Source organism: Curtobacterium sp. 179-B 9B NHS (assembly GCF_045370965.1).
Classification (GTDB): domain Bacteria; phylum Actinomycetota; class Actinomycetes; order Actinomycetales; family Microbacteriaceae; genus Curtobacterium.
Genome location: NZ_JBIQDQ010000001.1, coordinates 323,891 through 338,098, shown reverse-complemented (window position 1 = coordinate 338,098; position 14,208 = coordinate 323,891). Strand labels below are relative to the sequence as shown.

The following is a 14,208-nucleotide window of genomic DNA, read 5'->3' as shown; positions in this document are numbered from 1 at the left end:
CGGTACCGAGGACGGCCGACAGCAACGCTCGACGCACCGGGACCGCCGTCGGCGGTGCGCCCCCGGCGAACGCCCGGGCCGACGGGGTACCGCTCGGATACGCTGTGCTCGTGGACATCAAGATCGGCATCATCAACAGCCCGCGCGAGATCGCCTTCGAGACCGCCCAGAGCGCCGAGGAGATCGAGCAGGCCGTGGCAGCGGCCCTCGAGTCGCAGTCGACCCACCTCTCCCTCAAGGACGAGAAGGGCCGCCGGTTCATCGTGCCCGTCGCCTCGCTCGCCTACGTCGAGGTCGGCGCAGAGGAGTCCCGCCGCATCGGCTTCGTCGCCTGACGTGGAGCTGCTCTTCGCCGTGCTCGGCGGCCTCATCGCGGGGGCCGTCGCGCACGTCGTGGTGCCGTGGCGCTCGACGCGCGGCGCACTGCTCGGACCCGTCGTCGGCGGCGTCGTTGCGGCCGTCGTGTGGGAGGCCCTGACCTGGGCCGGTTGGCCGTACGACGGCGGATGGATCTGGGTCGTGGCCCTGGTGGGTGCCGGGGTCGTCGCCGTCGTGACCGAGTGGGTCCTGGGTCGTCGTCGCACGGCCGCGGACGAGCACGCCTTCGAGCGCGCACGCACCGAGCGCGTCTGACCGAGCAGGCCCGAGCGAGCGCGCCCCGCGCCCCGGGCCGTCGACGCGGCCCGCGCCTCAGGCGGTCAGGCCGAGCGCGTCCATCCGCCGTGTGTGCGCAGCGATGAGCTCCGTCCACACGGGCTCGAGCTTCTCCTGGTCCTCACGGGCGTGGACCGCCAGCGCCGACCGTGCCACGAGCAGCGTGTCCCCCACGAGCCGCCGGCCCCACATCGCCAGGCGCGACCCGACGCGCGGGTCCTGCTCGATGTGTGCTGCCAGCTCCTCGACGACCGCGGGTTCCTCGCGCGCGTCGAACACCGTCCGCAACCGCTGCCGGACGTCGAGCGGCAGCGACCGGAGCAGGTTGCCGAAGAGGTCGTTGAGGATCCCTGCCGTCACGTAGCCCGTGAGCATGGACTCGTACCAGTCAGCGCCGCTCGTGCGCAGCAGGAAGCGGTCGATCGCCTCGCGGTGGGGCTCCATGAGCTCCGCGGGCGCCCACCCGCCTCGTTCGATCTCGGCGACGATCGTCCGGTGCCGCTCGAGCGCGGTCGTCGCGAGCACGCCCGTGACGAGCCGCCCGGCCATCGTCGGCGCCGCGGCACCGGCTCGACCCATCGTCTCGTAGAGCGACAGCTGCAGGTAGGCCGCCTGCCCCAGGTACACGTCGAGCTCGGGACTCACGTCGTCCAGCTGCAGGCGCTCCACGGGCTTGGCGTTCCGCGGGTTCCGCGACGCCAGCCACGCGGCGGCGAGCTGCGCAGCGCGCTTCCGGTTCCACCACGACACCACGCCCCAAGCATACGGGCCGCGGGCACCACTCCCGCCCGGCAGGCGCTGTCCTCGCCCGCCGTCGGTAGACTGGCCTGGACTTCCACCAGGACTAAGGTGATTCTTTGACTTTCGCAGACCTCAACATCGAGCAGGACATCGTCGACGCGCTCGCGACGAAGGGCATCGCCGAGCCCTTCCCGATCCAGCAGCAGACGATCCCGCTCGCCCTCACCGGCCAGGACATCATCGGCCAGGCCAAGACGGGTACCGGCAAGACCTTCGGCTTCGGCCTGCCGCTGATCCAGCGTCTCGGCGCCGACCCGGAGCACGGCGTCAAGGCGCTCGTCGTCGTCCCGACCCGCGAGCTCGCGGTCCAGGTGACCGAGGACCTCGAGCTCGCCACGTCGAACCGGTCGACCACGATCGTGTCGATCTACGGCGGCAAGGCGTACGAGGGCCAGATCGAGCAGCTCAAGGCCGGCGCGCAGATCGTCGTCGGCACGCCCGGTCGCCTCATCGACCTGCAGCGCCAGCGCCTGCTCGACCTGTCGAAGGTGCAGGAGGTCGTGCTCGACGAAGCAGACCGCATGCTCGACCTCGGCTTCCTGTCGGACATCGAGCGCATCTTCCAGGCCGTCCCCGCGGTGCGCCACACCATGCTCTTCTCGGCGACGATGCCGGCTCCGATCGTGGCGCTGGCCCGCCGGTTCATGACGCGCCCGGTGCACATCCGCGCGACGGACCCCGACGAGGGCCTGACGCAGGCGAACATCAAGCACGTCATCTACCGCGCGCACTCGCTCGACAAGGACGAGGTCATCGCCCGCATCCTGCAGGCCGAGGGCCGCGGCAAGACCGTGATCTTCACGCGCACGAAGCGCGCCGCCGCGAAGCTCGTCGAGGAACTGAAGGACCGTGGCTTCAACGCCGCCGCCGTCCACGGCAACCTCAACCAGGAGCAGCGCGAGCGCGCGATGGCGGCGTTCAAGGCCGGCAAGCGCGACGTGCTGATCGCGACCGACGTCGCGGCGCGCGGCATCGACGTGGACGACGTCACGCACGTCATCAACCACACGATCCCGGACGACCCGGACACGTACCTGCACCGCGCCGGCCGCACCGGTCGTGCCGGCAAGACGGGCATCGCGGTCACCTTCGTGGACTGGGACGACCTGCACAAGTGGACGCTCATCGACAAGGCCCTCGAGTTCGGCATCCCCGAGCCCGTCGAGACCTACTCGTCGTCGCCGCACCTGTTCGCCGACCTCGACATCCCCGCCGGGACGAAGGGACGCCTGCCCGGTGCGCCCTCGCACGCGGCCGAGGCAGGTTCCTCCGCCGGCCGTGGCGCGCAGCGGACCGGTGACCGTCGCGGCTCCGAGCGCAGCGGAGACCGCCAGGGTGGCTCGCGTCCGCGCTCGCGCACCCGGTCGGGAGGCTCGTCCGACGCCGTCACGTCGGCTCCGGCCGCCGAGTCCACGGGTCCCGACGCCGCGCAGCCCGCCGGCGAGGGCTCGACCCCCGACGGGGCCGCGAAGCGCCGTCGCCGTCGTCGTCGTCGCAGTGGTTCCGCCGAGGCGACCACCTCGGCACCGCAGGGCACCGGCGAGGGCGAGTAGCGCCTCCCGTCCGCAGGCCCCGTCACCCACGTGACGGGGCCTGTGTCACGTCCGCGCGCCTCCGCCCCGTCCACCTGGCATCGCGGATGCGACAGCGGCCGATCTGATATGTCACACTGGAGATGTGTCGTCCTCATCTCTCCGTCGATCCGTCCGCGACTTCGGGCCCAGCGCGTCGGTCGGGTTGTTCGCATTCCTCCTGGCGGTGTCCACGATCGACGTCCCGAGCATCTGGGTCGACGAGACCGCGACCCGCATCGCCGTCGAGCTCGACGGTGACCGGTTCAGCGACATGCTCCGCGAGATCGACCTCGTGCACGGCGCGTACTACAGCGTCCTTCGAGCGTGGGCGACGGTCGCGGGCACGTCGATCGCGGCACTCCGCCTGCCCTCCGCCGTCGCGATCGGACTCACCGCGTCGATGGTGGTGGTCCTCGGTCGCCGGGTGCGGTCCACCAGGGTCGGTGTCCTCGGCGGGATCGTCCTGACGCTGCTCCCACCGGTCCTCTACACGGGTGGCGACGCCCGGCCCCGCGCCCTCGCCTGCGCTGCCGTCACGGCCGCCTGCCTCGCGTTCGTCATCGCGACGCAGGAGTCCGGTGGCCGCGCCCGGCTCGCCTGGACGGCCCACGCAGCGCTGGGGTCCCTCGCGGTGGTCCTCAACGTGCACGACATGCTGGTGCTCGCCGCACTCGGGGTCACGGTCCTCGTGTCCGCTGCGCGCCGTTCGGTGGGACGATCCACGCTCGTCGGCTGGACGACCGCGACGGCTGCGAGTGCTGCGATCGTGGTGCCCTTCATGTGTGCAGCAGCGGGACAGGTGCACCAGGTGGGGTGGATCGAACGCCCCGACCCGGTCCGACTCATCGCCGAGGTCGGCGTCTTCCAGTGGTTCTTCACGTCGATCCCGGCGGCGATCGTCGGGTGGGGGTGCGTCCTGGTGGCGTTGACCTCGCCTCGACGCCGTGGACCCGGATCCGTCGGTGCGCGGACACTCCTCGTCCCGTGGCTCCTCCTGCCGACCGCGGTCCTGGTGGCCACGCTCCTCACCGCGCACCCCATGTACCACTGGAGGTACCCGTCGATGTCCCTGCCGGCACTGGCGCTGCTGATCGCGCTCGGCCTCGACCGACTGCGCCCACTCGTGCGCTGGGCGGTCGCAGCCGTCCTCGTCGTGGCCTGCGTCGTGAGCTGGACCACCGAGCGGTTCGACGCGCCACGACCGGATCTCCGACGAGCCGCGCAGGTCATCGTCGCGGAACGCTCGGTCCGTCCGGGCCCGGCCGGCATCGTCTACGGTCCCTCCGTGAACCGGTCGGAGGACATCCGTCACGATCGCCCCGAGGCGGTGCGGGGTCTCCGTGACCTGACCCTGCTGCCGGCCCGGCAGCACGGGGCCGGGTGGTTCAAGGACCAGCGGGCCCAGCCCGATGTCATCCCGCGGCGGTCGGACGGGCTCCGGACGGTCTTCTACGTGGGGATGGCCGGGAGCGAAGAAGAAGCCGAGGTCCGAGCGGCACTCGACGAATCAGGGTTCGACGAGGTCTCCACCCGGACGTTCCGAGGAGGACGGGTCGGCACGGGGGTCGTGACGACGTTCGTCCGCTGACCGGTCCTCAGGCCAGGCGGGAGCCCGCGCCGTGCACCGGGTCGCTGCCGGTGGCCTGGTCGACGATGGCGTCGAAGGAGTGCCGCGCGGTCCGGTGCTCGCCGAACCGGTTCGGCTTGCCGGTGCCGTGGTAGTCGCTCGAACCGGTGACGAACAGGTCGTAGCGATCGGCCCAGTCGAGCAGCGTCCGCTTGCCGTGAGCGAGGTTCTCGCGGTGGTCGACCTCGAGCCCGCCGAGGCCGGCGTCGACGAGGTCACGCAGCATGGGCTCGTCGATCACGATCCCGCGCGAGGACGCCGCCGGGTGCGCGATCACCGGCACGCCACCGGCGCCGCGGATGAGCTCGACGCCGCGCAGGGGCGTCGGCGCCTCGTGCGGTTCGTAGTAGCCGGAGGCCGGGTGCAGGATCCCGCGGAACGCCGCGCTGCGATCCGGCTCGAGCCCCCGGGCGACCAGGGCGTCGGCGATGTGCGGGCGACCGATGGTGGCGCCGTCGCGCGCCTGCGCGAGGACGTCGTCCCACGTGATCGGGTGGTCGCGACCGATGCGCTCGACCATGCGCCGTGCCCGCGCGAACCGGCCGTCGCGGATCCGGGCGGTCTCTGCGACCAGGGCCTCGTCGGTCGGGTCGACCAGGTAGCCGAGCACGTGCACGCTCCGATGGCCGACGCGGGTGCTCAGCTCGAGGCCGGGGAGCAGCGACATCGGGCGGTCGCGGACGGCGGCGGTCGCCTCGTCCCAGCCGGCCGTCGTGTCGTGGTCCGTCAGGGCGACGCCGTCGAGGCCGGCAGCGGCGGCGGCAGCGACGAGCTCCGCCGGCCGCTCGGTGCCGTCGGACACGCTCGAGTGGGCGTGCAGGTCGATGAACGGATCGGGCACGTCGACCATGCTACCGACAGGTGAACAGCCGCTCAGGCCGGAGGGTCAGCTCGGTGCGATGATGGGTGACATGGCCGACACCACTCCTCGCGCGACGAGCAACCGATCCACCACCCCCGGGTCCTCGACCTTCAAGGACCACATCGCGTCGCAGTGGGCGGACCGGGAGCGTCCCACCCCCGAGCCGCGCGAGCAGTCGCCCTTCGCGGCGGAGCGACGTGCTCGCATCTCGGAGCTGCACCCCGGACGCACGATCGTCGTCCCCGCGGGTCAGGCGAAGGTGCGGTCGAACGACTGCGACTACCCGTTCCGTCCGCACTCGACCTTCGCGCACCTGACCGGCTGGGGCACCGACACGGTCGTCGGCTCCGTCCTGGTGATGACCCCGAACGGGTCCGGTCACGACGCCACGCTGTACTTCCGCGCCACGGCCGGCCGTGACTCCGAGGAGTTCTACGCGAACCCCGAGATCGGTGAGTTCTGGGTCGGGCCCCGCCCCTCGCTCGACGAGGTCGCCGCCGACCTGGGTCTCGCGACGGCCGACCTCGGCGCCTTCGCCGGGGTGGCCGACGGCCTCGACGCATCCGTCCTGCTCGTCCGCGATGCCGACGCCGAGCTGACGCGCGCCCTCGACACCCGACTCGGCACGACGGTCGGCGGTGCGGACGCCGTGGACGGGGCCCCGGCGACCGAGGACGTGCTCTCCCGTGACCTGTCCGAGCTCCGGCTGGTCAAGGACGCGTACGAGGTGCACGAGCTCCGCAAGGCCGTCGAGGCCACGGGGTCGGGCTTCGACGACGTCATCGCCGACTTCGACGCCGTGCTCGCGCACCCTCGCGGCGAGCGCATCGTCGAGGGCACGTTCAACCGTCGCGCACGGGCCGACGGCAACACGGTCGGCTACGACACGATCGCCGCGTCCGGCCACCACGCGTGCATCCTGCACTGGACCCGCAACGACGGCGCGGTGCAGCCGGGCGACCTGATCCTGATCGACGCCGGCGTCGAGGTCGACTCGTTCTACACCGCCGACATCACCCGGACGCTCCCCGTGTCGGGCACCTTCACCGACGTGCAGCGCATGGTCTACGAGGCCGTGCTCGAAGCCGCCGACGCCGCGTTCGCGATCGTGAAGCCGGGCATCACCTTCCGCGAGGTGCACGCCACCGCGATGGAGGTCATCGCGAAGAAGACCGCCGAGTGGGGCTTCCTGCCCGGTACGGCCGAGGAGTCGCTGCAGCCGGACAACCAGTTCCACCGCCGCTACATGGTGCACGGGACGAGCCACCACCTCGGGCTCGACGTCCACGACTGCGCGAAGGCCCGTCGCGAGATGTACATCGACGGCGTCGTGCAAGCGGGCATGGTGTTCACGATCGAGCCCGGCCTGTACTTCCAGCAGGACGACCTGACCGTGCCCGAGGAGTTCCGCGGCATCGGCGTCCGGATCGAGGACGACGTCCTGGTGACCGAGGACGGCGCCGAGAACCTGTCGGTCGGCATCCCCCGGACCCCCTCGGAAGTGGAGGGGTGGATCGCCCGCACCGGCCGCTAGCCTGAGCGGGTGACGATGCCCGACGCCTCCCCCAGCACGACGTCCGCCCCGACCGACGGCCCGATCGCGCCGCGCGGGCTGGTGATCGACGTCGAGCACTTCGACTCGCCCGACGCACAGCGGCTCCGCGCCGCCCAGCGTCTCGAGATCGACCGGGCCTACGGCGGGGACACCGAACCGGGCGAGAAGCCGACGGCCGACTCGATCGCGGTCTTCTTCCTGGCCCGCGACGAGGACGGCACGCCCCTCGGCTGCGGTGGCCTGCGCCTGGTGCAGGACGGCATCGCCGAGGTGAAGCGGATGTACGTGCGGCCGGAGTCCCGCGGGGCCGGGGTGTCGAGCGCGATCCTCCGTCGCCTCGAGGAGGCCGCGATCGACCTGGGTTCCCCGGCGCTCGTGCTCGAGACCGGCGACGAGCAGAAGCGCGCGATCGGGTTCTACGAGCGCGAGGGCTTCCGCCGCATCGCGCAGTTCGGGCCCTACGTCGGAGCGGCGCGGTCGATGTGCTACTCGAAGGTGCTCTGACCGCCGAGCCCTGACCGGCGACCCGTGACCGGAGCCCTGACCGGTCACGCGCCGCAACGGAGGACGCCCGCGTCGACGATCGTCGACGCGGGCGTCCTCCGGTTCGGTCCCTCCGTCAGCCGCGCTCGCCGTCGCGGCGGTCGTCGGGTGCCGAGCCGGGTCGCTGGTCCGCACCGGCGGAGCGCTCGTCGGCTCCGTCGACGCGCTCCCCGTACTGCGGGGGCTGGCCCGGTCGTGACTGCGGGACACGCGGGTCCGACGTCGGCGCCGGCTGCGGCGCCGTCTGCGGGGTCTCGCCGTACCGGGGGCCGTCGTTCGTCCCGTACCGCGGGCCGTCGTTGGTCCCGTACCGCGGACCGGCGGCCGACGGGCCGGACTGCTGCGGGCCTCCAGGCCGGTGCTGCTGCGGCTGGTGCGGCGTCGCGTGCCCACCGTAGGGCGAGCTCTGCTGGGGGCCCGGACGCCACGGCTCCTGCCCCTGGGACGGACGGGCCTGCGAACCCGGCGCGCCCGGCTGCGGAGCGTCGTTCCAGTGCGTCGACGGCGTCGCGCCGTGCTGGCCGAGGATCCGCTGCGCCTGGCCGGTGAGCTGCGGGTCGACGACGATCTGGTAGTTCGTGGCGAGCACCTGGTGCACGCTCGTGAAGTCCCGCTGCCGCTTCGTGATCGCGAACGAGACGATGCCGTACAGCATGCCGAACGCGGCGCCGATGATCGCCGCGGCGATGATCAGACCGCCCGCCGTCGGTGAGAACAGCGTCAGCACGATGCCGAAGAAGATGCCGAGCCAGAGACCGGAGAGCGCGCCCGCGATGGCCGCACGGCCGTAGGTCATCTTCCCGGTGACGCGCTCGACGGTCTTCAGGTCGTTGCCGACGATCGAGATCTTGGCGACGGGGAAGTCCGCCTCGGCGAGCTTCGCGACGACGCGCTGGGCATCGGGGTAGCTGTCGTAGGTGCCGAGGACGTCCCCACGCGGCAGCGTCGGGAAGGCCTGGGCGGTGCGTCCGGCGAACGGGCTCTGGTTGCTCACCCAGCCATCATCCACCGGGCACCTTGCGATCACACGTGCGCCTCCCGGGAACCTCCGGGGCAGGGGCGCAGCGGCTGGTGCACCGAGCCGCGCGTCCCCTCGGTGTGCGCAGGGTGCGCTCGTCCCGGGCCCGCGCGGCAGCGACTACGCTGGACGGGTGAGCGCCACGAAGGTCTTCGTCGCCCGCCTCGCCGGGTGCTCCGTCTTCGACCCCGCGGGCGACCGCGTCGGTCGCGTCCGGGACGTCCTGGTCGTGTACCGCCGCGTCGACGCCCCGCACGTCGTCGGGCTCATCGTCGAGGTGCCCGGCAAGCGCCGCATCTTCCTCAGCATCGGCCGCGTCACGTCGATCGGCGCCGGTCAGGTCATCACCACCGGCATCGTCAACATGCGTCGCTTCGAGCAGCGCGGGGGTGAGGTGCGCGTCATCGCGGAGATGCTCGGCCGCAAGGTCCTGCTGACGCGCGACCGCATCCGCGCCACGATCGAGGACGTCGCGATCGAGGACCGCGGACAGGGCGACTGGGAGGTGTCGCAGCTCTTCCTCCGCAAGCCGAAGACGACGCCGTCGCCGTTCGGCAAGGGCCCGACGACGTTCGCCACGTGGAACGAGGTCACCGAGGACGAGCTCCCCGGCGAGGCCCAGTCCGCCGAGCACGTGATCGCCGCCTACTCCGACCTGGTCCCGGCCGACCTGGCGTCGACGCTCCTCGACCTGCCCGAGGAGCGCCGGTTCGAGGTCGCCGAGGAGCTCCCCGACGACCGCCTCGCCGACGTGCTCGAGGAGATGCCCGACCAGGAGCGCATCGAGATCCTGACCCGGCTCGAGGACGCCCGCGCAGCCGACGTCCTCGACCAGATGCAGCCCGACGACGCCGCCGACGTGCTCGCGCAGTTCCCCGACGACCGGAGCGAGGCGCTGCTGCAGCTCATGGAGCCGGAGGAGGCGCAGGACGTCCGCATGCTCCTCGAGTACGAGCCGGACACCGCGGGTGGTCTCATGACCACCGAGCCCGTCATCGTCTCGGCGGACGCGACCGTCGCCGAGGGGCTGGCGCTCATCCGCCGGCACGAGCTCGCCCCGGCGCTCGGCGCGAGCGTGTGCGTGGTGCTGCCGCCGTACGAGCCGCCGACCGGTCGGTTCCTCGGGCTCGTGCACTTCCAGCGCATGCTCCGGTACCCGCCGAACGAGCGCCTCGGCACGCTCATCGACCAGCAGACCGAGCCGGTCCGCGTCGACGCGAGCGCTGCCGAGGTCACGCGCGTGATGGCGACCTACAACCTCGTGTCCGTCCCCGTGGTCGACGACGCCCACCGTCTGGTCGGGGTGGTGACGATCGACGATGTCCTCGACCACGTCCTGCCGGACGACTGGCGAAGTCACGGCGAGGGGGATGCCCCCTCGCGACTCCGCCAACGCCAGCGCAAGACGCCCGTGACGACGGGGAGGAGGACCACCCGTGGCCCGAACGGATGACAACCGCCAGGAGCGACTCGACTCGCCCAAGGGCATGCGCACGCGTGTGCTCCCGACCCGCCGCCGTGGCCGCGGGGACACCTTCGGTCGGGCGACCGAGGGCATCGCGCGGGCGATGGGAACGCCCTGGTTCCTGGTCGGCCTGACCCTCTTCTGTGCCCTGTGGATGGGCTACAACACCCTCGCTCCGAAGCCGTGGCAGTTCGACTCGGCTGCGATCGGCTTCACCGCGCTCACCCTGGTGCTCTCACTGCAGGCCTCGTACGCGGCGCCGCTCATCCTGCTCGCGCAGAACCGGCAGGACGACCGCGACCGCGTGCAGTTCGAGCAGGACCGCCAGCGCGCCGAGCGCAACCTCGCCGACACCGAGTACCTGGCCCGCGAGGTCGTCGCCCTCCGTCTGGCGATGCGGGAGATGGCGTCGAAGGACTTCATCCGCGCCGAGATCCGGTCACTGCTCGAGGAGCTCGACCGGCGGGACGCCGAGGAGGCAGCGCTGCGCGCCGACTCCGTCGACGACGGTGAGGGAGCGGCGAGCACGCGTGGCTGACGGCACCGCAGCGACGCCCGACGAGCAGCTCGGCGCCGCGGTCCTCGCTGCGCTCGGTCGCGTGATCGACCCCGAGATCCGCCGCCCCGTCACGGAGCTCGACATGATCCGCGGGGTCGACGTCCGGCCGGGAGGCTCGGTGCGGGTCGACCTGCAGCTCACGATCGTCGGGTGCCCCGCCGCCGACACCATCGAGCGCGACGTGCGATCGGCCGCCGGTTCCGTGGACGGCGTGCACCACGTCGAGGTCGACGTCGACGTCATGAGCCCGGCGACCCGCGCCGCCCTCACCGAACGCCTCCGTGCCGGCCGGCCGCGCGGCGTGCAGTTCACCCCGGACTCCCTGACCCGCGTGATCGCCGTCACGAGCGGCAAGGGCGGGGTCGGGAAGTCGACGGTCACCGTCAACCTGGCCGTCGCGCTCGCAGCGGCCGGTCAGCGGGTCGGCATCGTCGACGTCGACGTGCACGGCTTCAGCGTGCCCGGCCTGATGGGGTTGACCGACGAGCACGGCGTCGCACCACGACCGACCCGTGTGGACAGCATGATCCTGCCGCCGGTCGCCCACGAGGTGAAGGTCGTCTCGATCGGCATGTTCGTCGACGACGTCTCGACCGCGGTGTCCTGGCGTGGACCGATGCTGCACCGCACGGTCTCGCAGTTCCTGACCGACGTGTGGTTCGGCGACCTCGACGTGCTCCTGCTCGACCTGCCGCCCGGCACCGGCGACGTGGCGATCTCGGTCGGGCAGCTGCTCCCCCACGCCGAGGTGCTCGTCGTCACGACGCCCCAGGCCGCGGCCGCCGACGTCGCCGAGCGGAGCGGGGTCGTCGCACGGCAGACCGGGCAGAAGGTCATCGGTGTGGTCGAGAACATGGCCGGGCTCGTGCAGCCCGACGGCAGCGTCCTGCACCTGTTCGGCGAGGGCGGCGGCGACGAGACCGCCGCTCGGCTCTCCCGGGGGCAGGACATCCCCGTGCCGGTGCTCGGCCGCGTGCCCCTGTCGGTCCCGCTCCGGGAGGGCGGCGACGTTGGCGTCCCCGTCGTGCTCGGCGCTCCGGAGGACCCCGCCGCGGTCGCCCTGCGGTCCGTCGCCGAGACCATCACCACGATGGGACGGGGCCTGGCCGGACGGAAGCTCGGGCTCAGCCTGTCCTGAGCGATCGTCGCGCACGGGCCGACGCGCCCGCTAGCGTGGCCGCATGGACAGCTCCGACCACGTCAGCGTCGACTGGGACGCCGCCCGCGCGACGAACCGCGCGAACTGGGACGACCGGGTCCCCATCCACGAGGGCGCGTACGACGTCGCCGCGCTCGACGACCCGGCACACCGGTCGGACGTCGTGCGCGACGACCTGCCCGCGCTCACGCCGTGGCTGCCCGGCGGCACGCTCACGGGGCTCGACGTCTGCCACCTGCAGTGCCACATCGGCACCGACACGGTCTCGCTGGCCCGCGAGGGTGCACGCCTCACCGGGGTCGACTTCTCGGCACCGGCGCTCGCGGCGGCAGCGGCCCTGGCCGACCGGCTCGGCCTCGACGTCACGTGGGTGGAGACCGACGTCCTCGACGCCCGCGCGGCCGTCACCGGCGACTTCGACGTCGTCTACACGAGCATCGGCACGATCTGCTGGCTCCCGGACCTCGACCGCTGGGCCGCGCAGGTCGCGGGACTCCTCAGGCCGGGCGGGGTGTTCTTCATCCGCGACGGACACCCCGCGCTGTACGCCCTGGACGAGGACGCGCCGGAGCTCGTGACGCGGCACCGGTACTTCCCCGACGGCACGGCCCAGCAGTGGGAGGACGCGGGCACCTACGTCGGCGAGGGCACCGTCGCGAACACCCGGACGTACGAGTGGCCGCACCCGCTGTCCGAGGTCGTCAACGCCCTGCTCGGCGCCGGACTGCGTCTCCGCCGACTGGACGAGGGGCGCACCCTGCCGTGGCGGTTCAGCCCGCGCATGGAGGAGGACGGCCACGGTTCGTGGGTGTGGCCCGCCCCGGACCGCGACCGGATCCCGACGACGTTCACGATCGTCGCGACGCGTGATTGAGAACGGACGGGAGGCCCGGTGCCAGCTGGCACCGGGCCTCCCGTCCGTCGTGTCGTGACGGGAGCCGCGTCAGGTCGCCTCGGTGTCGAAGGGGGCCGGCTCGCCCTCGGCGAGCGGCACCACCGGCGCCGTCGCACGCACCTTCGACGCGGTGACCTGCGCGGTCTCCACCGCGGCCGTGCTGCCGGCGGCGGTGCCCCCGGAGTCGAGCAGGGCATCGCGGATGATGCGACGGGGGTCGTACTGCCGGGGGTCGAGCTTCTGCCAGTCGACGTCGTCGAACTCGGGGCCCATCTCCTCGCGCATGCGGTCCTTCGCGGTGTCCGCGAACCGGCGGATCGCCTTGACGAACTCGGCGAGCTTCTGCGCGTACATCGGCAGGCGCTGCGGCCCGAGCAGCAGCACCGCGATGATCCCGATGATCAGGATCTTGTTGAAGTCGATGGACACGGCAACGAGCGTAACCCGTCCCACTGCGCCGCACCCGTAGAGTTGTCTCCCGAACGGAGTGTGCGTGTCAGAGAAAGAGTCGAACTGGAAGTTCGCCGAGGACATCGTCTCGGAGCCCGAGGTGATCGCCCGAGCGCGAGAGCACTCCCTCGAACTCGGGGTGGAAGCCGTCTCCCCCGCGATCGGCGCCCAGATCGCCGTGGTCGCAGCGGCATCGCGCGCGACGAGCATGATCGAGATCGGCACCGGGCTCGGCGTCTCGGGGCTCTACCTGCTGCGCGGCGCGCCCGATGCGACGCTCACGACGATCGACGTCGAGGTCGACCACCAGCAGTACGCCCGTGACGCCTACGTCGCCGCCGGCACGGCGCCCTCGCGCGTCCGGCTCATCCCGGGTCGGGCGAACCAGGTGCTGCCCCGGATGAACGAGGCGTCGTACGACGTCGTCCTCGTCGACGCCGACCCCGAGCACGTGATCGAGTACGTGGAGCACGGACTCCGCCTCGCGCGCGTCGGGGGCACCGTGCTCGTGCCGCACGCGCTCTGGCGCGGTCGCGTCGCGGACCCGGTGCGTCGGGACCGCGCGACGACGGACTTCCGACTGCTGCTCACCGAGGTCTCGACCTCGGGCGCAGTGCGGAGTGCGCTCTCCCCCGCGGGGGACGGGCTGCTGCAGATGACGAAGGTCTCGGCCTGACCCGCCGGACGTCCTGACCCGACGGACGTCCTGGACCGACGGACATCCTGATCCGATGGACGTCCTGGATCGACGGACGTCGCGGCCCGGTCTGCCGGTTCCGTCGGCCACGACGCACACGAGAGGCCCGGAGCGTACGCGCTCCGGGCCTCTCGTCGTGGTGCGTCGACGGACTAGGCGGAGACGACCTCTGCCAGTGCGTCGTGGAGTTCCTTGGCCTCGGCGTCGTTGACCGAGACCACCAGGCGGCCTCCACCTTCGAGCGGAACCCGCACGATGATGAGTCGACCCTCCTTGACAGCCTCCATCGGCCCGTCACCGGTCCTCGGCTTCATCGCTGCCATCAGATGTCCCCTTTCGTGCAGAAGAT

General features: G+C 72.1%; 16 protein-coding genes. 11 read left to right on the top strand and 5 right to left on the bottom strand.

Annotated elements, in window-relative coordinates:
* The first annotated feature begins 110 nt into the window (after positions 1–110).
* Positions 111–335 (top strand): DUF3107 domain-containing protein, encoded by a 225-nt coding sequence (locus ACH0A8_RS01580; RefSeq protein WP_066657860.1) that lies wholly within the window; start codon positions 111–113, stop codon positions 333–335.
* Between the two features lies 1 nt (position 336).
* Positions 337–633 carry a hypothetical protein gene (locus ACH0A8_RS01575; RefSeq protein WP_066652875.1) on the top strand — a complete coding sequence of 99 codons (297 nt, stop codon included), beginning with the start codon at positions 337–339 and terminating at the stop codon, positions 631–633.
* Positions 634–690: 57 nt separating this feature from the next.
* On the opposite strand, the gene ACH0A8_RS01570 is transcribed toward ACH0A8_RS01575, so the two are convergent.
* Positions 691–1,407, bottom strand: coding sequence for a ferritin-like fold-containing protein (locus ACH0A8_RS01570; protein ID WP_251159866.1), 717 nt, complete (start codon positions 1,405–1,407; stop codon positions 691–693).
* A gap of 104 nt (positions 1,408–1,511) precedes the next feature.
* On the opposite strand from ACH0A8_RS01570, the gene ACH0A8_RS01565 reads away from it, so the two are divergent.
* Positions 1,512–3,008, top strand: coding sequence for a DEAD/DEAH box helicase (locus tag ACH0A8_RS01565; protein ID WP_406906224.1), 1,497 nt, complete (start codon positions 1,512–1,514; stop codon positions 3,006–3,008).
* Between the two features lie 205 nt (positions 3,009–3,213).
* Positions 3,214–4,617: a glycosyltransferase family 39 protein gene (locus tag ACH0A8_RS01560; protein WP_406906222.1), complete on the top strand. Its 1,404-nt coding sequence runs from the start codon at positions 3,214–3,216 to the stop codon at positions 4,615–4,617.
* Positions 4,618–4,624: 7 nt separating this feature from the next.
* Here the strand turns inward: ACH0A8_RS01560 and ACH0A8_RS01555 are convergent, their stop codons facing one another.
* Positions 4,625–5,506 carry a PHP domain-containing protein gene (locus ACH0A8_RS01555; protein ID WP_406906221.1) on the bottom strand — a complete coding sequence of 294 codons (882 nt, stop codon included), beginning with the start codon at positions 5,504–5,506 and terminating at the stop codon, positions 4,625–4,627.
* Between the two features lie 61 nt (positions 5,507–5,567).
* Between ACH0A8_RS01555 and ACH0A8_RS01550 the strand changes: the two genes are divergently transcribed.
* Both ACH0A8_RS01550 and ACH0A8_RS01545 read left to right on the top strand, forming a co-directional pair.
* Positions 5,568–7,052 (top strand): aminopeptidase P family protein, encoded by a 1,485-nt coding sequence (locus ACH0A8_RS01550; protein WP_406906219.1) that lies wholly within the window; start codon positions 5,568–5,570, stop codon positions 7,050–7,052.
* Positions 7,053–7,067: 15 nt separating this feature from the next.
* Positions 7,068–7,577: a GNAT family N-acetyltransferase gene (locus tag ACH0A8_RS01545; RefSeq protein WP_081985226.1), complete on the top strand. Its 510-nt coding sequence runs from the start codon at positions 7,068–7,070 to the stop codon at positions 7,575–7,577.
* Positions 7,578–7,692: 115 nt separating this feature from the next.
* Here the strand turns inward: ACH0A8_RS01545 and ACH0A8_RS01540 are convergent, their stop codons facing one another.
* Positions 7,693–8,610, bottom strand: a complete 918-nt coding sequence (locus tag ACH0A8_RS01540) for a general stress protein (protein ID WP_406906218.1) — start codon at positions 8,608–8,610, stop codon at positions 7,693–7,695.
* 157 nt (positions 8,611–8,767) lie between these two features.
* Between ACH0A8_RS01540 and ACH0A8_RS01535 the strand changes: the two genes are divergently transcribed.
* From ACH0A8_RS01535 to ACH0A8_RS01520, 4 genes are read left to right on the top strand one after another with little or no spacing between them, the layout of a single operon-like run.
* Positions 8,768–10,087 carry a magnesium transporter MgtE N-terminal domain-containing protein gene (locus ACH0A8_RS01535; protein ID WP_066652860.1) on the top strand — a complete coding sequence of 440 codons (1,320 nt, stop codon included), beginning with the start codon at positions 8,768–8,770 and terminating at the stop codon, positions 10,085–10,087.
* Between the two features lie 34 nt (positions 10,088–10,121).
* Positions 10,122–10,637, top strand: coding sequence for a DUF1003 domain-containing protein (locus ACH0A8_RS01530; RefSeq protein WP_066657854.1), 516 nt, complete (start codon positions 10,122–10,124; stop codon positions 10,635–10,637).
* Positions 10,630–11,796, top strand: coding sequence for a P-loop NTPase (locus ACH0A8_RS01525; RefSeq protein ID WP_406906216.1), 1,167 nt, complete (start codon positions 10,630–10,632; stop codon positions 11,794–11,796). The genes ACH0A8_RS01530 and ACH0A8_RS01525 overlap by 8 nt, the downstream gene beginning before the upstream one ends.
* 43 nt (positions 11,797–11,839) lie before the next feature.
* Entirely contained in the window at positions 11,840–12,691 is an 852-nt protein-coding gene (locus tag ACH0A8_RS01520) for a bifunctional 2-polyprenyl-6-hydroxyphenol methylase/3-demethylubiquinol 3-O-methyltransferase UbiG (RefSeq protein WP_066652855.1), read from the top strand.
* A gap of 69 nt (positions 12,692–12,760) precedes the next feature.
* On the opposite strand, the gene ACH0A8_RS01515 is transcribed toward ACH0A8_RS01520, so the two are convergent.
* The gene (locus ACH0A8_RS01515; protein ID WP_066652853.1) at positions 12,761–13,141 is read right to left on the bottom strand and encodes a twin-arginine translocase TatA/TatE family subunit; all 381 of its coding nucleotides are present in this window, start codon (positions 13,139–13,141) and stop codon (positions 12,761–12,763) included.
* A gap of 64 nt (positions 13,142–13,205) precedes the next feature.
* Here ACH0A8_RS01515 and ACH0A8_RS01510 point away from each other — a divergent pair, with 64 nt between their 5' ends.
* Complete coding sequence (locus tag ACH0A8_RS01510; protein WP_066652851.1) at positions 13,206–13,838, top strand: O-methyltransferase; 633 nt, start codon at positions 13,206–13,208, stop codon at positions 13,836–13,838.
* Between the two features lie 173 nt (positions 13,839–14,011).
* On the opposite strand, the gene ACH0A8_RS01505 is transcribed toward ACH0A8_RS01510, so the two are convergent.
* Complete coding sequence (locus ACH0A8_RS01505; RefSeq protein ID WP_017887054.1) at positions 14,012–14,182, bottom strand: DUF3117 domain-containing protein; 171 nt, start codon at positions 14,180–14,182, stop codon at positions 14,012–14,014.
* Positions 14,183–14,208: the final 26 nt, after the last annotated feature.